This window comes from [Scytonema hofmanni] UTEX 2349 (assembly GCF_000582685.1).
GTDB classification, from domain to species: Bacteria; Cyanobacteriota; Cyanobacteriia; order Cyanobacteriales; family Nostocaceae; genus Hassallia; species Hassallia hofmanni.
The window spans coordinates 786,189-804,339 of sequence record NZ_KK073769.1 but is presented as its reverse complement, the minus strand read 5'-3'; the positions used below and the strand labels follow the sequence as shown (position 1 = coordinate 804,339).

Genomic DNA, 18,151 nt, shown 5'->3' with positions numbered 1-18,151 from the left:
AAGACATCGCTCTTCACGAGCATTTCAATAAGTATAAATCTCTATTGACTAAAAAACAATAATACTAACTGAAATAACCCGACGATAAAACCCAAAACACCACCTAAAGTAACGATCGCTTGCAATTCATTTTTGACAATTCCCTCAATAGCAGCTTCTAAATCAGCAGGTGATGTGGACTTGACGCGATCGACAATCACTTGATCTATTGACAAAATGGGTATCGCCTGAGCTACAATCTTTTCTAAATCTTTTTCTAAATACTTATCTAAAATTAGCGCCAGTTCTTCACTCACCATATCTAACGAAGAACTAACAACCGGAGAACTACTAAGACGATTTAGCAATACTGAAGCAATATTTTCCCAGTCAACGGAATCAGTTAATCCTTGTAGTAAATCACCGCCACTTGTTTGCAGATAATGACGTACACTTTCGCGGGTAGTCTTTCGTAATTGGCGCACTGTCCCCATTGGCAAGTTTTGTAAAGATATATTTTGTAGGATTTTTCTGAGGCGATCGCGCATTTGCAATTCTTGAATTAATTCTTGTATGCGTTGATTTGTCACCTCTTTTTCATCTAAGCAAAACGTCCGCAATCGAGTTAAAGTATTGCGTAAACCAAACAAATTTGCCACTACCCAATAAGTTCCGCTGGTTTTTTCGCGAAAGCTTTCATCAATAATTTGAATCGTGCGATCTGTTAAAAAATCAATGATTGTCTGGCGGATTGCATCTGGCGGTAAAACTACTTGCAATAACCAATCAGCAAGCCGAGTAGATTGTTCTTCGCTGAGTTGAAATTCCAGTAATATTTGGTCAAAAATTTGATTGATTTGCGTTTCTAAAAAGTCTTCTTTTCGCGCCAAAACCTTCAGCAGACGTGGCAAAGATTCTCCCAATAAATCGCGTAGAATTCCCGCGACAATCTTCGTACTTTTATGTTCTTTATCGCCTTTAATTTGGTCGATCGCCATTTGCAACAACCAAAGAATCCCTGATTGTACACGGTCCGTTTGTAACAGACGCCGCGCCAGCTTTTGCAATTCTTCTGGTGTCAGCAATGACCCCATAATTGTATTAGAAATATTCTTCGCAAGGCGTTCTTGATTGCGAGGAATTAATCCAGGGGTGAACGGAACCCGAGTTGTACCAATGTAAAGCGCTCGGTAGGGACGAAATAACATTTTGATGGCTATATCATTCGTGAAATAGCCAATAATTCCACCCACTACCGGGGGAGACACGTAAAGCCAGAGATGAGACCAATCCACAGGATTTCGGACGTACCAATTTTGAATTATGGATTTTGGATTGGGGATTATGGATTTTGGATTGGGATTTTTCCAGTTTCCAGTTTCCAGTTTCTAGTCCCCAGTCCCCAGTCCCTAGTCCCTAGTCCCCAATCTAAAATTTGCTGACTACCAGCATTCCCATCATACCGTTCGCGATGGGGTAGTGTGTGGCAGTTGCATAACCAACTTGACGCGCTAACTCTATTTGCTCTGTGCCGATGGGAAAACGATCTAAGCTGGGACTGATGTAAGCGTATTCTTCCTTCACACCTAAGTAGTCTGCCAACGGCACAACGAGATTATCTAAATAAAACTGCTGAAAAGTGCGGATTTGCGAATTGCTGGGACGATGAAAGTCTAAAATTGCAGCTTTTGCCCCCGGTTGCAAGACGCGATGTAACTCTTTCAGGCTGCCTTGAATATCTGTAACATTTCTTAAACCATAGCCCATCGTCGCAGCTGCGAAAGAATTGTTCTCAAAGGGTAAGTTTAGCACGTCTGCTTCTACCCAAGTGATAGGCGGTTGGGGATACTGCGCTTTTGAGCGTTGTCTGGCACTTAAGAGCAGGTTGGGGGAAAAGTCCACTCCGTAAACCTTTCCCAATCTTCCCACACGTCGCGCTAAACGCAAAGCTAAATCGCCACTTCCACAACATAAATCTAGGCAAGTATCACCTGGTTTGGCTTCGCTCCATTTGACTGCCATTTCCTTCCAGATGCGGTGTTGTCCCAGACTTAACCAATCGTTCAATTGATCGTAAACAGGGGCAATGCGGTCAAAAATAGCGCGAACATCTATATTATTGTTGCTTTGGTTCATATTCGGACTTTAATTTGAATTTTGAAGGGTTTTGATTTCCAATTCCGAAGGTTTATTACCTACAATGTAAAGACGTTCCGGTGGAACGTCTCTACGACGATTGCGATATTTTTAAAATAGGAGTCTTACTTTTATGAAAAATTCAAGTTTTAGATTTTACCAAATCTAATGCTGTCTCTAGGTGCATCTTAGCCTTATGCATGAGCAGTGTTTCCTGTGACTATTTTGTTGCTTGATATACCAGTCGGATCGGGAGAGCGTGAAAGGTTAGATTCCCGACTTCTTAAAGAAGTCGGGAATCTGAACACCCCAAATTTTCACAAATCATCTAGAATTGCTTTAGCGACTACTAGTAAGTGCGATCGCAACTAGTTGAGCCGAGGTATGAATTAGCTCTAATTCATCTTCTCGCAAAGTACATGGTTGTTTCCACTGTAGCGACAACACCGCCAAAACTTCCGAGCGGTAAACTATCGGGATAATGAAGTGTGCTTGTACTTGATTATCTGGATATTGGGCGATACTAGCAAGCTTTTGGTCTTTGGGTACATTTACGGAAAATTGAATTTTTCCTTCTTCGATCGCCTGGGTTGTCAGGGGATCTTGATCTAGCCAATTTTCAATTGTACCTGTATGACTGCAAGTCCCTTGAGTGTTAACAAGAGTATTTTTCTCCACTAACTGCAAAATACAGCCATCCGTTGCGAAAGTCTCACTAAATGCCGTAGCAATTGATGTGAGACTTGCTTCTAAATCAGGAGTTGTTTGAATTACTTGCACTAAAAATGTCAGCAAGGCGATTTGAGCATGAGCGCGGTGCAATTCTTCTGTACGTTGCTTGAGCAAGTCGTAAGTCTCTGCGGCTCTCTGCACTACCGCTTTGAGTTCACCTGGGTCCCAAGGCTTGGTAATGTACTTGTAGACTTGTCCGGCGTTAATCGCTTCTACCAAGTCTTCAATATCAGTAAAACCTGTAAGAATTATCCTGACTGTATCCGGAAACTGTGGTACAGTCTTGCTGAGAAACTCAGTTCCTTTCATTTCTGGCATCCGCTGATCGGAGATAATTACCGCTACTTCCCCGGATGTTGCCAAAACTTCTAAAGCGTTGATACCGCTATCGGCTTTGAGGACATGAAAATCACGTCGAAAGGTACGATAAAGCAGATCGAGATTGTCTGGCTCATCGTCAACAACGAGGATTTTCAGTTTCTTGGGTCGTTCTATAGTCATCAATTGACGGCGGACTTTATCAATTTCGGAAATGGGATTATCCATAAGGTAATTACTTAAATAGTACCCATCTTGTTATATTCCATACCAAGTTTATTTGGAAAAAACTCATAAACCTTGCGAAAATTTACGGATGTAATTAAGGTTTCTAAAATTGGACTTTAGGTAGTGGTACAGTAAAAGACTGAAAATCCGCGTTGATCGCGATGTTCTTGATTGCGTAATTGAAAACGATTAAACCTTAAAATGATATTGGAATCGTGCGCGATTAAGAGCAAATTATGACTGACTTACCACCCAATCCTCAAAATTCTGACAAAGCTGACGATGCTGCACTTGAGTTGCTGCGAAAGCTCAGGCAAAAACAAGGCAACTGGGTGGAATGGGGAATGGCGATCGCTCAACTGCAAAAAAGTGGTCACAATCCCCAAGACATTTTTGAAGCTACCGGTTTTGAACCGATTCAGCAAAATCAAGTCATTGTCGGCGCTCAAGTTTACAATTCTATAGAACAAGTCGGGGCATCACCAGAAGTGCGATCGCATTACGGCACACGCGGTAGTGATATTTTATATGAATTGCGTCTGTTAAGCAACTCAGAACGCGCCTCTGCTGCTGAAGTTACTTTTCAACACCAGCTTGACGCCGACGAAGCACGAGAAGTGGCAAAAGCCATCAAAGATTTCTCCCGTTTTCCCACCTTACCGGATGGGTTTTCTAATCATCCAGGGGATGCAGTTGCTTATCAATGTTGGAAACTTGCCCGTCAATACTCAGATTTACAAGAGCGATCGCGTCTCATTGCCAAAGGTTTACGCTTTGCTTCCTCACCTACTGCGAGAAAGCAAATAGAACAATTATTAACTGACTTTACTGTCGTTCCTAAGCGTCCCGCGCCAATTTTACCCTTTTTCCGGCTAGAATCTGAAGAAGATTTGCCGCGTCTGGTGCCGGTAGCGGGTGAATTGCCTTTAAAAACCGAAGATTTGCAAGCTGTTCCTTTAGTCGAACAAATTGAACCATTTCGCATGGTAAAATTTGCAGGAGAGCAAGCTTGGGTACCTTTACCAGGTTGGCAAGTAGTTTTAGGTGCATCCGATCCAGTAGTAATTTTATGTAAAAGCGATCGCCTACCCAACCAAACACAACCCAAATCAGAAACAGTTTTAGTAGTGTGCGATCGCGCAGTTCAAGAATGGGATGACGGCAGCTATTTTGTGGTTGACAACGCCGGCGAACTTGATTTTCAATGGTTTGAAACCGCACCCTCAATTCCTCTGTTGGGTCGAATTGTTGTCGTCGTTCGTCCTAAGAAAATCCTGGATGAAGAAATAACCAAGGATTCCTGGCAAATAGACGAATAAAGTTACCGAAAGGTTGGGTCTAAAGCCCCGTCCTTCCAGGACGGCTTTTATTGTATTTTCTTTGATTGTCTTATGAAGACTATGCTATCATAAGACCAAGATAAACAGAAAACTCCATGTTAGTTTTTGAGTTCAAAACCTACGGCAAAGCAAAACAGTTTCAAGCAATTGATGAAGCCATCCGAACAACTCAGTTTATTCGGAATAAAGCAATTAGATTGTGGATGGATGGTCAAGCTAAATCTTGGGTTGAACTCTCACGGCATTGTGCATTATTGGCTAAAGAGTTTCCATTTGCAGATAAATTAAACTCAATGGCTAGACAAGCCGCAGCAGAACGGGCATGGGCTTCTATATCTCGCTTTTATGACAACTGCAAGAAAAAGATATCGGGTAAAAAGGGTTATCCAAGTTTTCAATCATGTTGTAGAAGCGTAGAGTATAAGACGAGTGGTTGGAAGTTGTCTGAAAACAGAAAATCTATCGTCTTTAGTGATAAAAATGGAATCGGTAAATTAAAAATGAAAGGTACTCGTGACCTAAATTTTTATCAACCCGACCAAATTAAGCGCGTAAGGCTAATTAAACGGGCAGATGGCTATTATGTCCAATTCTGCATATCAGCAGACCGAAGAGAAACCATTAAACCTACCCATCAGACGATTGGGCTAGACGTAGGGCTAGAAAGCTTTTATACCGATTCACTTGGGAATAAAGTTGAAAATCCTCGGTTCTATCGAACTGGGGAACAGAAAATGAAGCGGTCACAAAGACTCGTTTCTCGGAAAGTCAAAGGTTCTAGTAACAGACGTAAAGCTAGAACTAGATTAGGTAGAGTTCACCTTAAAATAAGTAGACAACGTAAAGACCATGCCGTGAAGTTGGCAAGGTGCGTAATCACATCAAACGATGTTGTAGTCTACGAAGATTTGAGGGTTAAGAACATTGTAAAAAATCATTGTTTGGCAAAGTCAATCAATGATGCTGGATGGTATCAATTTAGGGTGTGGCTGGAGTATTTTGGCAAAGTATTTAAGAGGATTACTATTGCTGTAAATCCCTCATATACCTCCCAAGAATGTTCTAGCTGTGGCGTAATTGTGAAAAAGTCTCTGTCTACTCGCACACACGTTTGTCAATGCGGATGCAAACTCGATAGAGATCATAATGCCGGGATAAACATTCTTAATTTAGGATTGGGTACGGTAGGGCATACCGGAACCTTTGCGCTAGACGCAAGCAACGCTTCTGGAGAAACAACCTCTACTTTAATTGGAGCAATCCTGTTAGAGCAAGCTGTCTCATAGATAGAAGAATCCCCGTGCGTTCACGCGCCCGGAGTGTCAACACAGAGCCTTTTTGCTACCAAGGCAAAGAATCTAGATAAATTGAAAAATTGCTCTGCAAAAGCAACTTATGCAAAACTCAGGCAGATTACCACCAACAGATTTAGAGCTTTTTCATGTTCAAACTGACACTTGTTTCGCTTTAATACCAACTTTAACTACAATTCGCATTGGCAAACCAAAAAATCAATTGTTAGGAGATATCAATGTCTCCGATTTGCCAAATGCCAATTTTGTTTCACGACTTCATGCAGAAATTCAAATAGAAAAAAGCATTTATTATCTTGTAGATGTGGGAAGTTCTAATGGGACATTTCTCAACAACATCAGGTTAGAAGAAAAAAAGCGTTATCCGCTCAATTTAGGAGATAAAATAGATTTAGGTCCGGGAAGTAAAGTCACATTTTTATTTCTCAATAAACAAAAGCAAAAGGTAGCTATTGATCCTCCTACCTCACTGAATAATCCAAGTACAGTTATTCAGATGGAATTTTTGGATACGAACGCGAAACCCTCTTTGATAGATGGTTTAGGCAAGTTTTTCAGCATATTTAGGAACATCTTGAATTATAGTTGGCGATCGCTCCAAAAATTCCTCAAGAAATTACCTCGGTGACATGTAATCTCATATCTCTAAAATTACACATATTATTGTAAAGACGTTCCAGCGGAACGTCTCTACTACAACCCCAAATTTACCATTTTAAATCGTTACAGCGGTACAATTGATAAGGCACTCCGATACGGTGATGCTGCGTAGAATCAATTATGCAATTCAGCTGAGAAACTGCTATTTGCGGTGGATAATCTCTTCGTTTTATTCCCGGTGCAATCACCCATAAATTCATTTTAGAAATTGCCGGTGCAGGTAATTGAGAAAGTTGTTGCCAAAGAGAAAGTTCTTGAGAGTTCTTAAAAAAAGCAAATTTATCTAACTTTTGGTTGTAATTAATCTTTCTAACTTTTTCCACTTCCAAAGCAAAACTTAAACCCAAAGCCACATCTTGATTATCTCTATATCCCATAACAACGATTAGCGGTACACTAGGATTTTGGTTGATATTACGAGCAACTTGCTCTGGTTTGAAAGGTTTTTCAAATACTAAGTTAGAAACAACAAAAGTAGAACTGATAACACCAACTATTAAAAAAATCAATATAATCCTTTGATTTTTGATTTTGTAATTTTGACTTTTAGTAAGGCTAGCTGCTATTAAGGCGCAGAAACTGGGATAATAAACAAAGTTATAACGAGGAACAATAGTAATATCTTTCTTCAATAAATAGGTAATGGCAAAGAATTCTAACAACACCCAACCAGAGAAACTTAAAAGCGTTAATGTAGCTAAATGAGTTGTTGGTGTATGCCATAAAACCCTCAAACCTAGAAAGATTTGCCGTCCTACCCAAATAGCAAATATCAACATTAACAAAGCAAAGATAATTGCTATTGGTAAAGGCTGATTTTCAACAGGTAAAGTAATCACCATCAACACCCAATTAATCAAAGTTTGATAAAAAGGAGCGATGTGTGCGCGAGTATTCAGCCAATCAGTTTCCGAACGATGAAAATGACTAAACGTCACCATCAACCAAGGAATAAAGCTAATGGCAACAGCACTAATAGATAGAATCAAAGCAAACCAGATTTGATGCTTAATTTGTTTGATAGACTTGGCTGTAGCTGGATAATATATAAGTAAAATTAACGTTGCTATCTGGGCGATAAATGCCAGAACACAAAAATAGTGTACATAAAGAGCTATACTATTAATAATTGCCCATGTAAACCAAACCCCAAATCTGACTTTTTGTTTGAGAAATATGTCTTGCTGAATTTGCATTAGTCCTAATAACCCTAAAGTTATCAAGAGCATGGGCAAAGTGTAATGTCGTGCTTCTTGGGATAGATAAACAGCAAAAGGTGAGACAGCCATCACAGCTGCTGCCGTTAAAGCAGATGTTTTAGAAAAGGCAAGATTAACAGCATAAATTGCCGCGATCGCTCCCACACCAAATAAAGCCGGAAGCTCGCGCAATTTTAACACCAAATTTTGCCCGTCATCACTCAGCCACCCCAACCAAGCGTGCATAGAGCAAAAAAATAGCGGGGGATGGGTAGATTGTCTAGCGATATTTTCGGCAATTTCCGCACAGCTAACTTTCGGCTGAAAAGTAAAAATCTCCTGCACTCGCTCAAGAGGAAACACCACACCTAAAGGCAAATCATTATAACTTTTGCCCAAGCTGAAGATGGCAGTAATCACCTCATCCATCCACAGCGGTTTTAAATCCAAATGCCAAAATCGCAAAATTGCACCAAGAGCGATCGCGCCAATTAAAATTAGATAATGTATGTAAAGACGTTTTTTCATTATTTAGCTGTTAACAAATGTAGGGCATGGGGCATGGGGCATTGGGCATAAGGCATAGAAATTCTGAAACTTCTTTTTATTCCCATTGCCCGATGCCCATTGCCCGATGCCTAATCCCCCTTTATGTCAGACATTAATTTTACCGATCCGGTGCCTCACGAATCTCTGGAAAAAGAAATATCTCCGCAATCAGCTTCTAAAGTGCGGGAAACCGCTGTAGCACTTATCCGCAACAGTTTGCGGTTAGGACAACAAAAAATGGCTGATTGGCGTTTTGGTCTTTTAGCTGTTTCCGCAGTTCCCGGTGCTGGTAAATCTACGGGTATGGCAGCAACTGCGGCGATCGCGATCGCTCGTCAATATGAATCTGGCGATCGCACAAAAGCGCGTCGTCAACTGATTGTAGTCACCTTTACTCGCTCTGCGGCTGCCAATATTAAAGCAAAAATTCGCGAATATTTAAAAAATAAATTATCTCTACCTCAAACTGGTTTCACTGTCTATACCTTGCACGGTTTGGCATTAAATATCGCTAGTCGTCATGGTGATTTATCTGGTTTACAGTTAGAAAATGTCACATTAATTACACCAAGCCAAAGTCACCGTTTTATACGTACCGCAGTAGAACAATGGATTGGCAATAATTCCGACCGTTATTACCGATTGTTAGAAGGTCATCAATTTGACGGTGAAGAAACAGAAAGATTGCGTCGTCAATCAGTGTTGCGAACCGAAATATTGCCAGAATTAGCGCTGACAGTGATTCACGAAGCAAAAAGTTCGGGTATATCCCCAGAACAGTTGCGCGAGTGGAGTAAACAAACCACAGACGAATACGCCATTTTGAGTGTAGCCGCCGGATTATATGAACAATATCAGAATTTAATGCGATCGCGTGACTTCATCGACTACGACGACATGATTTTAGCAGCTTTGCGCGTCTTAGAAAACGACAGCGCCAGACGAATCGAGCAAAATCAAGTTTTTGCCGTCTTTGAAGACGAAGCTCAAGATTCCAGCCCATTGCAGACCAAGCTTTTGGAAATTTTGGCAAGCGATGGGGAGGAGTGGGGGAGTGGGGAAGCAGGGGAGGCAGGGGGAGCAGGGGAGGCAGGGGGAGCAGGGGAGGCAGGGGGAGCAGGGGAGGCAGGGGGAGTTAGAATTACCAATGCCCAATGCCCAATGCCCAATTCCCCCAAAATCAACTTGGTGCGGGTTGGTGATCCTAACCAAGCAATTAACTCTAGCTTTACCCCAGCCGATCCAATTTATTTTCGGCAATTTTGCGAAGAGTGCAAAGCGCAAGACAGACTCGTAACAATGTATCAGGCTGGTCGCAGTACTGAAATTATCATTAAAGCGGCAAATTTTGCTTTGGAATGGGTAAATGGTCTTTATAAAAAAGATTTAACTAATTTAAATAAAGCAAAAAATCCTATTTCCACAACTCCATTTAGACCGCAAAGAATTTACCCCGTTGAACCAAATCATCGCCGAGATGATGTTAACCCACAACCAATCGGTAGGGGATTAGAACTTTATACTCCACGGGATATTCATCATACCGTCGAGTTACTTTCTGAAAGGGTAATTGAATTATTTGCCGAAGATCCAACGAATACCCGTGCGGCAGTTTTAGTCCGGGAAAATCGCCAAGGACGCTGGTTAGCTGAAGCGCTTGCCCCGGTGTGCAAAGAGCATAAAATTGTACTTTACGATGTGGGAGAACGCGATCGCCATTCTCATGTCCCAGAAGATATTTTAGCAATACTGCAATTTTGCGATCGCCCTCATTCCCCCGATTACCTCAAAGCTGCCTTACAAGTGTTGGTACAGCGTCAATTAGTCCCCACACAAGACCTCAACGCTCTCGCGAGTCTTCCCGAAGAATTTCTCTATCCAAGTCCCTTGGCACCAGCGCAAACAGAAACAGTGCAGAAAGCTTGCCGATTGTGTCGCAATTTACTTCGCGCTCGCTTAGAACTGCCTTTGTATGAGCTAATTTCCTTCATCGCTTTGGTGTTACATTACGACCAAGCTGAACTTGCAACAGCAGACAAACTTGCAGAACGAGTAAATCGGCAAATAGCTGGTAATAGTTCGATGGGGGCAATGCTGGCAGCTTTAAGTGAAATCGTCAGTTCCGAACGATTTGAACCTGTGGAAACTGAGGATGTAGAAGCGCGTTACACTCGTGCTGGTCAACTTACCATTATTACCATGCACAAAGCAAAAGGGCTAGATTGGGACTTTGTTTTTCTGCCCTTTCTGCACGAAAACTTAATTCCCGGTAGATTTTGGGTTCCTCCCCAAAGGCAATTTTTGGGTGACTTTACTTTATCAGAAGTTGCTCGCGCCCAAATTCGCGTCGCGCTCCACGGTGAAGAAAGTATACCCAGCACCACCGCTGCTTGGGAACAGGCAAAACACCTGAAAACTGCTGAAGAATACCGTTTATTGTATGTTGCGATGACGCGGGCAAAGCGTTTGTTGTGGATGTCTGCCGCGAAGATGGCGCCATTTACTTGGAGTAAACCGGATAATTTACAACAACAAGCTGCATGTCCAGTTTTTCCGGCGTTAAAGCAGCAGTTTCCGGAATGTGTCAGGATTTAGTCAATAGTCATACCAATTATTTGTGAAGCTGCATAGAAAGAACCCCACCCCTTAATCCCCTCCCCGCAAGCTCTTAGGGGAAAATCCGGTTCCCTCCCCGCAAGCGGGGAGGGTTAGGGTGGGGTTCTTCCTATTCCCAAACGTCTAATTTCATCATTGAAATTAAACATGAGATATCGTGCTACATTCCTATGTGCTCTAGTCGCTTCCACTTGAACAATCTCGCCATTCACAAGTTCAAAAATACCATAGCCATCTGGGTACTCGGCGAGAAATTCCTCAAAAGTCAGCTTCTTGGTGGTCAGCATAAAATCTCCGCGCTTTTATTTCTTTTAGCTTATAATTAGGGATCGTGTCGAATTAAAGTTAGTTTATGCCTAAACTAAAAACCCGGAAAGCTGCGGCGAAACGATTCCGCGTTACCGCTACTGGTAAAATCATGCGTCGCAAAGCCTTCAAAAATCACCTTCTACAGCACAAAACTGCGAATAAAAAGCGTAATTTGTCTAAGATGGCAGTTGTAGACGAAAGCGATGCCGAAAATGTCCGCTTAATGCTTCCCTATTTGTAAATTAATCCAAAATTAAACAATGACAAGAGTAAAACGCGGTAACGTAGCTCGTAAACGCCGCAAAAAAATTCTCAAACTAGCCAAAGGCTTTCGTGGTTCTCACTCAACTTTATTTAGAACCGCTAATCAACAAGTGATGAAAGCGCTGCGGAGTTCTTATCGCGATCGCAAAAACCGCAAACGCGATTTTCGTCGTTTGTGGATCACCCGCATCAACGCTGCTGCACGGCTACACGGTTTGAGTTATAGTCAGTTAATTGGCAATCTCAAAAAAGCCAACATTGAACTCAATCGCAAAATGTTAGCGCAAATTGCAATCCTCGATTCAGCCGCTTTCACCAAAGTCGTTGAATTAGCTAGTCAAGCCAAGGGATAAAGGTGCAACGGTTCAACTACCTCGCCCCTTTTAGGGACGAGGATTGCTAAGAACAAACTTAATGACGCAAGTGTTGAATAGCCCACTGAGACAGATTCTGATACGCACATCCGAATGCTTCCCCAGTTCGGATATTTTGCAAGACTATTTGTTTAGTCGTTGGGTAATGCCAAGACATTCTGGATTTGTTGGGCGAGGGGACAAATTACGGGTTTTCTGGTTCCTGGGATTATATCCATTCAAAAACCAGCATTTAAATATAAAGCCGTCCTTCTAGGACGGGGTTTCTACCCATTTTTCTGATGAATAACGGATGTAACAGAAGGAAAGCAATTACTCGGTTGCATCTGGTATTATCCGCCACCTTGATTTTTTTCCTGAGCTTGTCTTTTGCACACAGCCCATTACTTGCAAATGCCGCAAAACTGCCAGAAATTCAGCAACGTGGCTACTTAAAAATTGCAGTTAAAAATAATTTACGCCCGTTGGGATTTACTGATGTCAGCGGCAAACTGCAAGGATTAGAAATCGACTTAGGGAAAGCCTTAGGGAAAGACTTATTAGGCAAAGAAAACGCAGTCAAGTTAAAACCTGTCCTTAATAGGGATCGCCTGACTGTAGTTTTAAATAATCAAGTTGATCTAACCATAGCTAGAGTCACAGCAACCGAATCACGCGCTCGTTTAGTTAGCTTCAGTGTTCCCTACTATTTTGATGGGACAGTCTTAATCACCAAAGATGCTTCAGCGCAACGGATTAAGGATTTTGCTAGACGTAAAATAGCCGTTTTGAACAGGTCTAGCACGATTGCGGAAGTAAAATATTATATACCAACTGCGGAGTTAGTGGGAGTGAATTCTTACGAAGAAGCGCGATCGCTTTTAGAAAAGAATAATTGTGACGCTTTTGCGGCAGATGCCAGCGTCCTCAGCGGTTGGGTGCAACAATATAGTGGTTATCGCTTACTTTCAACTAAACTATCAACACAACCCTTATCGGTAGTAATGCCCAAGGGATTACAGTACGATGAATTGCGACAGCGAGTAAATGAAGCGATCGCTCGTTACATCGCGAATGGTTGGCTTACTGAACGCATAAAATACTGGGGACTGGGAACTGGGGATTGGAAACTGGGAATTGAGAATAAACAGAGCCGCTATGATAATCTCTTTCCTAGTCCCTAGTCCCTAATCCCTAGTCCCTAATCCCCAATAAAAACAATGGATAACAATCTAGCGGTTTTTTATCTCTCAATTTTCGTTGTGTTGCTCGGCTTCGCAGTCGTGAGCATTTTTCGCGAAGTCTTCAAAAGTCGCAGAAGAGAAAGCTCAATGTCACGCTTGCGGAAAAAACTGAGTACAGGAAAGGGTACGACTCAAGAATATTATGAGTTAGCGAGTATTTATTCGGAAAAGAAAGTGTTTACTCAAGCGATCGGACTTTTTCAAAAAGCCCTTAAAGCTGCCGAAGAAGAAGGCGAAGAAAATACCGCGCCGATTTATAATGGACTGGGGTATACTTACTTCGCACAAGAACAGTATGATTTAGCGATTCGTCAATACAAAGAAGCGCTTAAATTGAAACCTGAGTATGTAACAGCGATGAATAATCTCGCTCATGCCTACGAGAAAAAGAATTTAACTGCTCAAGCTCTAGAAATGTACGAAGAAGCACTGAAAATTGACGCCAATAATGCTACAGCGAAACGACGCGCTCAATCTTTACGGCGTCTGGTTTCTGCGTAATCAACTTTCCTCGTTGATAGTTATTTCATTAGACATAGGAGTGGAAAAGATGTAGAGACGTAGCAGTGCTACGTCTCTACAAGGGTTTTGGGCAACGCATAGTTCATTTCTAACAGATGTCTATTTAGGGCTTGCTGAATATAGCTATAACCCCTTCCAAATAAGAGTTTCAATCCTTTTTATTCCAAGCAGGTGCAAACCTATGGCATTATCCGTCTCAAAATCCCTGCATTTTGGTGGAAAATTGTAGGGTGAATTTGAAAACCAACCTCCGAAACTACCATTTTGTATACTGTGTGGCATCTAGGTTCGCTTTTTAGAGTTTTTCAGCAAACCCTATTTAATATCTTTCATTTGTCCAATCTCCCGCCAGAGAATAAATTCTCTGGCTAATAGCGAAAGTCCACTTAAGTGGACTTTATATTGCTTCATAGTCCTCTTTAGAGGACTTTAGCTATTAGCCTGCGATTTAAATCGCAGGCGGGTGGCAGCGTCATGCAAGATATAATTCAGTAACCTAACTTGCAGAATTCTTAAGCAGAATTCATAAATTTGGCAAAAGATTAAGATTTATATAACTTTGACAACACAAATGTTGTTTAAATATCAGGCTCAATGCCAATGAGTAACCAGGTTTGAGCGATCGCCATTTGTGTAAAGTCCTGTGAGCCTCTATTCCATAAGAACTGCAACATTTGAGAGAATCAGAAACGATTTAATGATCAAGCACTTATTGTCCGTGTCGGTTTAAATTAAAGGGAGAACACAGTCATGAAATTGGCTTACTGGATGTACGCTGGTCCCGCTCACATAGGCACACTGCGGGTTGCCAGTTCTTTTAAAAACGTTCATGCGATCATGCACGCTCCACTCGGCGATGACTATTTTAACGTGATGCGTTCCATGCTAGAGCGCGAGCGTAACTTCACTCCAGTGACAACCAGCGTCGTAGATCGCAACGTTTTAGCACGGGGTTCCCAAGAAAAAGTCGTAGATAACATCACCCGCAAAGACGCTGAAGAACACCCCGATTTGATTGTGTTAACTCCTACTTGCACCTCTAGTATTCTCCAAGAAGATTTACACAACTTTGTGGAACGAGCGCAGTTAGAAGCAAAAGGGGATGTCATGCTTGCGGATGTAAACCACTACCGCTTCAACGAACTCCAAGCTGCCGATCGCACTTTGCAACAAATCGTTCAATATTACATTGAAAAAGCCCGCAAAAAAGGCGAACTTCCAGAAGGTAAAACCGAAAAACCCTCAGTTAACATCATCGGTGGTTCTACCCTTGGTTTCCACAACCAGCACGACTGTACCGAACTTAAGCGGTTGATGGCTGACTTAGGAATTGAGGTAAATACTGTCATTCCCGAAGGCGCTTCGGTTTATGATATTAAGAAGATGCCCCGCGCCTGGTTTAACCTCGCACCTTACCGCGAACTCGGTTTAATGGCAACTAGTTATCTGGAAGCTGAATTTGGCATACCTTGCGTAGATATTACCCCAATGGGTGTAGTAGAAACTGCTAGATGTATCCGTAAAATTCAGCAGGTGATAAACGCCCAAGGCGCTGAAGTTGATTACGAAGAGTTCATCAACGAGCAAACTTTGCATGTATCTCAGGCTGCATGGTTTTCCCGTTCGATTGACTGCCAGAATTTGACCGGGAAAAAAGCAGTAGTATTTGGCGATAATACCCACGCTGCGGCGATGACCAAGATTTTGGCGCGGGAGATGGGAATTCATGTAGTATGGGCGGGAACCTACTGCAAATACGATGCTGACTGGTTCCGCGAACAGGTAAGCGAGTATTGCGACGAAGTGCTGATTACAGAAGATCATGGTGCAATTGGAGATGCGATCGCTCGCGTCGAACCCTCAGCCATTTTCGGCACCCAAATGGAACGTCACGTAGGTAAGCGTTTGGATATTCCCTGTGGTGTAATTGCTGCACCGATCCACATTCAAAACTTCCCCCTTGGTTACAAACCATTCATGGGTTACGAAGGGACAAATCAGATTGCAGATTTGGTGTACAATTCCTTCACTTTGGGAATGGAAGATCATCTATTAGAAATCTTCGGTGGTCATGATACTAAAGAAGTTATTACCAAAGGAATTTCTGCGGGTTCTGACTTGAACTGGACAAAAGATGGTTTGGCAGAATTGAATAAAATTCCGGGTTTTGTGCGGGGGAAAGTGAAGCGAAATACCGAGAAATTTGCACGCGATCGCGGTTTTAAAGATATCAACGTCGAAGTCCTGTACGCCGCGAAAGAATCAGTCGGAGCGTAGAGAATCCCCGACATCCTAAAGGGTGCGGCTACAGATACTTACGCCCGCACTAAAGCAGGTTAAATATTATAATAGCCCACGAAGGTGGGCTTTGTTCCTTTAGCCCCAGGCTTCTAGCCTGAGGGGCTTTTTTCAGAGTTAACCGTTAGCTTGCCGCCTTCGATGTACCGAGATTTTCATTTCCAAGAATCGTGTAGAATAGCCCTGCTGAATTCTTCACTTCTCACCCTTAGTTTTTTACTATTTACAGCTATCGAACTCACCTTAGCTTGACGGCGATTTTCTATTTTTAGTTTCTAAATTAAAAATAATAAATTGGTTATAAATAATACTAATGAAAATGCCATCAGGTTTAGTAATTCAAGATGAAAAAATAACTAAATACCTACTTGTTTATCAACCTAAAAATGATAAATCAAGATATCTAGCTTTAGCAGGATATAATCTTGACAACTGGGAACTTCTTAAGAACGATATAATAAGTGCTGTAGAAGGTTCTGAAATTGCAAAAGTCACCCCTAGTGATTGGGGGACTCAGTTTGAGGTTAAAAGCGAGTGGTCTGGGGCTAATGGTCGATTAATTAAGGTAATTACTATCTGGCAACAAGATCAAGAAACAGAATTTGTTAGATTTATAACACTATATCCTGATAAATCACAGGAGAATTAAACGATGACAAAAGCTAGTTTATTTCAGTGGGTAGAACTGAAGCAGGATGTTCCCAACAGCCCTATAAAAGCTGGCAATAGGGGGGTTGTATTGGATCATCTACGTCCTACTAAAACTCAGCAAGAGCCAGGATACATTTTAGAAATATTTAAAGACGGTGAAACTCTAGATGTTGTTTCTGTGCCTATTTCGTGGGTCAACCCTCTACCTGAAACCTGGGGAAGTATTGAACATGATACAAGACAGACAGTTTAAGGCAGAAAAAATCAAATTATAATCATTGCAGTAGTTAGACAAACAGAAAAATGAATAAAGCTGTATCTTTTCAAACTGTAATTGAATATGTTGAGGAACTATCGGAAGAAGAGCAAAATTTATTAATTGATCTAATTCAAAAAAGGCGCATTGAAAAACGGCGTATAGAAATTGCCAAAAATGCTACAGAGACATTAACAGCGCTGCGAGCAGGTACAGCAAAGCGAGGCTCGTTTACTGACCTGAAAGCTGATTTATTGGCAGAAGATGAAGAATAAAAACTGTAGTTTGGGACAAAAGTTTTAAGCGGGCTTTTAAGCGTACTGTTCGCAAAAACCCCAAGCTAGAAGAAAAAATTTTTGCTGTCTTGGAATTACTAGCGAATGAACCGTTTGCCCAATCCTTGAAAGCGCATAAATTGCTTTCTTCAATTAGAGGGATAAGGTTTTAACTCATAAAGAGTCAATTAGAAGTTTTACGTGCTATTCAGCAATGATTTCACGTAAGAGAATATAAATCTAGGGCAGCACCAAGAAATTTAATTGCGATCGCAGTTTTAAAGGTGCGTTACGGACTCTGTTCTAACGCATCCTACATATACTTAGATTTTTTCACGCAATCAAACCGGATTCCTATAGAATTGGTATGAATTGAGCAAACCAACGAAGCCTGCTTGTTTAAAGTAGTGATCTGGGGAATTTAACTCCGAGTTAGGTAAATTTTCCCTAATCCCGATAAAGTGGAATGAAGGAGAAACAGTCTGATAAAGGATTCTGGACATGGAAAATTCCGCCGATCAAGCACAACCTTTGAAATTGCAAGCTGCTGCCATTCGCAGTTTACCAACTCTGAGTTTTGGTGACTCTGGTGACTCTGTAAAAGTCTTACAACGGCTGTTATTACAGAATGGCTATCCTGTTCGGGTTGATGGAAATTTTGGTGCATTAACAGAAACAGCCGTCAAAGCCTTTCAAAGTCAGCACAAGTTAACTGCGGATGGAGTAGTCGGTTCCAGGACTTGGCGTGAGTTGACAAGGTAGTTAACAATTCAAAGTTATGAACCCATCAATCAAATAAGAGGTTAAGAATTAGGATGTGTTGTGTTTTACAAAAAAATTAAAACACAATTATTTATTTTGTGATTAAAACTTAAAATTTATTCATAGTACTTTATTTATGATAAAAAT

Annotated in this window: 18 protein-coding genes; 13 read left to right on the top strand and 5 right to left on the bottom strand. The window is 41.5% G+C overall.

Translation table 11 applies throughout. The features are described 5' to 3' along the window. Positions 1-41: 41 nt before the first annotated feature. The 3 genes from TOL9009_RS0133750 to TOL9009_RS0133740 form a co-directional block, all read right to left on the bottom strand. A complete protein-coding gene (locus TOL9009_RS0133750) occupies positions 42-1,274 on the bottom strand; it encodes a DUF445 domain-containing protein (protein ID WP_029637766.1) in 1,233 nt (410 codons plus the stop codon). 133 nt (positions 1,275-1,407) lie between these two features. After that, a complete protein-coding gene (gene ubiE, locus TOL9009_RS0133745) occupies positions 1,408-2,115 on the bottom strand; it encodes a bifunctional demethylmenaquinone methyltransferase/2-methoxy-6-polyprenyl-1,4-benzoquinol methylase UbiE (protein ID WP_029637765.1) in 708 nt (235 codons plus the stop codon). A 339-nt stretch (positions 2,116-2,454) separates the two neighbouring features. Further along, entirely contained in the window at positions 2,455-3,393 is a 939-nt protein-coding gene (locus tag TOL9009_RS0133740; RefSeq protein WP_029637764.1) for a response regulator, read from the bottom strand. A 236-nt stretch (positions 3,394-3,629) separates the two neighbouring features. On the opposite strand from TOL9009_RS0133740, the gene TOL9009_RS0133735 reads away from it, so the two are divergent. From TOL9009_RS0133735 to TOL9009_RS41380, 3 genes are all read left to right on the top strand, one after another. Next, a complete protein-coding gene (locus TOL9009_RS0133735) occupies positions 3,630-4,712 on the top strand; it encodes a RuBisCO accumulation factor 1 (protein ID WP_029637763.1) in 1,083 nt (360 codons plus the stop codon). A gap of 116 nt (positions 4,713-4,828) precedes the next feature. After that, a complete protein-coding gene (locus TOL9009_RS0133730; protein WP_029637762.1) occupies positions 4,829-6,019 on the top strand; it encodes an RNA-guided endonuclease InsQ/TnpB family protein in 1,191 nt (396 codons plus the stop codon). A 109-nt stretch (positions 6,020-6,128) separates the two neighbouring features. Then, a complete protein-coding gene (locus tag TOL9009_RS41380) occupies positions 6,129-6,674 on the top strand; it encodes an FHA domain-containing protein (RefSeq protein ID WP_051503193.1) in 546 nt (181 codons plus the stop codon). Positions 6,675-6,753: 79 nt separating this feature from the next. On the opposite strand, the gene TOL9009_RS0133720 is transcribed toward TOL9009_RS41380, so the two are convergent. Continuing rightward, positions 6,754-8,433: a glycosyltransferase family 39 protein gene (locus TOL9009_RS0133720; protein ID WP_199341443.1), complete on the bottom strand. Its 1,680-nt coding sequence runs from the start codon at positions 8,431-8,433 to the stop codon at positions 6,754-6,756. A gap of 123 nt (positions 8,434-8,556) precedes the next feature. On the opposite strand from TOL9009_RS0133720, the gene TOL9009_RS0133715 reads away from it, so the two are divergent. Next, entirely contained in the window at positions 8,557-11,049 is a 2,493-nt protein-coding gene (locus tag TOL9009_RS0133715) for an ATP-dependent helicase (RefSeq protein WP_029637760.1), read from the top strand. A gap of 113 nt (positions 11,050-11,162) precedes the next feature. Here the strand turns inward: TOL9009_RS0133715 and TOL9009_RS0133710 are convergent, their stop codons facing one another. Continuing rightward, the gene (locus TOL9009_RS0133710; protein WP_029635738.1) at positions 11,163-11,357 is read right to left on the bottom strand and encodes a hypothetical protein; all 195 of its coding nucleotides are present in this window, start codon (positions 11,355-11,357) and stop codon (positions 11,163-11,165) included. A 65-nt stretch (positions 11,358-11,422) separates the two neighbouring features. Here TOL9009_RS0133710 and rpmI point away from each other — a divergent pair, with 65 nt between their 5' ends. From rpmI to TOL9009_RS0133665, 9 genes are all read left to right on the top strand, one after another. Beyond that, complete coding sequence (gene rpmI, locus TOL9009_RS0133705; protein ID WP_029635737.1) at positions 11,423-11,620, top strand: 50S ribosomal protein L35; 198 nt, start codon at positions 11,423-11,425, stop codon at positions 11,618-11,620. Positions 11,621-11,639: 19 nt separating this feature from the next. Further along, positions 11,640-11,996, top strand: coding sequence for a 50S ribosomal protein L20 (gene rplT, locus TOL9009_RS0133700; protein WP_029637759.1), 357 nt, complete (start codon positions 11,640-11,642; stop codon positions 11,994-11,996). Between the two features lie 302 nt (positions 11,997-12,298). Next, positions 12,299-13,180, top strand: a complete 882-nt coding sequence (locus TOL9009_RS41375) for a transporter substrate-binding domain-containing protein (RefSeq protein WP_084763440.1) — start codon at positions 12,299-12,301, stop codon at positions 13,178-13,180. 36 nt (positions 13,181-13,216) lie between these two features. Further along, a complete protein-coding gene (locus tag TOL9009_RS0133690) occupies positions 13,217-13,741 on the top strand; it encodes a tetratricopeptide repeat protein (RefSeq protein WP_029637758.1) in 525 nt (174 codons plus the stop codon). A gap of 771 nt (positions 13,742-14,512) precedes the next feature. Further along, complete coding sequence (bchB, locus tag TOL9009_RS0133685) at positions 14,513-16,039, top strand: ferredoxin:protochlorophyllide reductase (ATP-dependent) subunit B (protein ID WP_029637757.1); 1,527 nt, start codon at positions 14,513-14,515, stop codon at positions 16,037-16,039. Between the two features lie 334 nt (positions 16,040-16,373). Then, on the top strand, positions 16,374-16,709 hold the full coding sequence (locus TOL9009_RS0133680) for a DUF6883 domain-containing protein (protein WP_038298224.1): 336 nt from the start codon (positions 16,374-16,376) through the stop codon (positions 16,707-16,709). A 3-nt stretch (positions 16,710-16,712) separates the two neighbouring features. After that, positions 16,713-16,964 carry a hypothetical protein gene (locus tag TOL9009_RS0133675; RefSeq protein ID WP_029637755.1) on the top strand — a complete coding sequence of 84 codons (252 nt, stop codon included), beginning with the start codon at positions 16,713-16,715 and terminating at the stop codon, positions 16,962-16,964. A gap of 50 nt (positions 16,965-17,014) precedes the next feature. Next, positions 17,015-17,242, top strand: a complete 228-nt coding sequence (locus TOL9009_RS0133670; RefSeq protein ID WP_029637754.1) for a hypothetical protein — start codon at positions 17,015-17,017, stop codon at positions 17,240-17,242. Positions 17,243-17,743: 501 nt separating this feature from the next. Next, positions 17,744-18,004: a peptidoglycan-binding domain-containing protein gene (locus TOL9009_RS0133665; protein ID WP_051503192.1), complete on the top strand. Its 261-nt coding sequence runs from the start codon at positions 17,744-17,746 to the stop codon at positions 18,002-18,004. Positions 18,005-18,151: the final 147 nt, after the last annotated feature.

Bases quoted from the DNA above. Each gene is read 5' to 3' on its own strand.
- TOL9009_RS0133665 (WP_051503192.1), top strand. From the start codon at position 17,744: ATGGAAAATTCCGCCGATCAAGCACAACCTTTGAAATTGCAAGCTGCT.
- rplT (WP_029637759.1), top strand. From the start codon at position 11,640: ATGACAAGAGTAAAACGCGGTAACGTAGCTCGTAAACGCCGCAAAAAA.
- TOL9009_RS0133730 (WP_029637762.1), top strand. From the start codon at position 4,829: ATGTTAGTTTTTGAGTTCAAAACCTACGGCAAAGCAAAACAGTTTCAA.
- TOL9009_RS0133720 (WP_199341443.1), bottom strand. From the start codon at position 8,433: ATGAAAAAACGTCTTTACATACATTATCTAATTTTAATTGGCGCGATC.
- TOL9009_RS0133670 (WP_029637754.1), top strand. From the start codon at position 17,015: ATGAATAAAGCTGTATCTTTTCAAACTGTAATTGAATATGTTGAGGAA.
- ubiE (WP_029637765.1), bottom strand. From the start codon at position 2,115: ATGAACCAAAGCAACAATAATATAGATGTTCGCGCTATTTTTGACCGC.
- TOL9009_RS0133680 (WP_038298224.1), top strand. From the start codon at position 16,374: ATGAAAATGCCATCAGGTTTAGTAATTCAAGATGAAAAAATAACTAAA.
- TOL9009_RS0133675 (WP_029637755.1), top strand. From the start codon at position 16,713: ATGACAAAAGCTAGTTTATTTCAGTGGGTAGAACTGAAGCAGGATGTT.
- TOL9009_RS0133715 (WP_029637760.1), top strand. From the start codon at position 8,557: ATGTCAGACATTAATTTTACCGATCCGGTGCCTCACGAATCTCTGGAA.
- TOL9009_RS0133735 (WP_029637763.1), top strand. From the start codon at position 3,630: ATGACTGACTTACCACCCAATCCTCAAAATTCTGACAAAGCTGACGAT.
- TOL9009_RS41375 (WP_084763440.1), top strand. From the start codon at position 12,299: ATGAATAACGGATGTAACAGAAGGAAAGCAATTACTCGGTTGCATCTG.
- rpmI (WP_029635737.1), top strand. From the start codon at position 11,423: ATGCCTAAACTAAAAACCCGGAAAGCTGCGGCGAAACGATTCCGCGTT.
- TOL9009_RS0133740 (WP_029637764.1), bottom strand. From the start codon at position 3,393: ATGGATAATCCCATTTCCGAAATTGATAAAGTCCGCCGTCAATTGATG.
- TOL9009_RS41380 (WP_051503193.1), top strand. From the start codon at position 6,129: ATGCAAAACTCAGGCAGATTACCACCAACAGATTTAGAGCTTTTTCAT.
- TOL9009_RS0133690 (WP_029637758.1), top strand. From the start codon at position 13,217: ATGGATAACAATCTAGCGGTTTTTTATCTCTCAATTTTCGTTGTGTTG.
- TOL9009_RS0133710 (WP_029635738.1), bottom strand. From the start codon at position 11,357: ATGCTGACCACCAAGAAGCTGACTTTTGAGGAATTTCTCGCCGAGTAC.
- bchB (WP_029637757.1), top strand. From the start codon at position 14,513: ATGAAATTGGCTTACTGGATGTACGCTGGTCCCGCTCACATAGGCACA.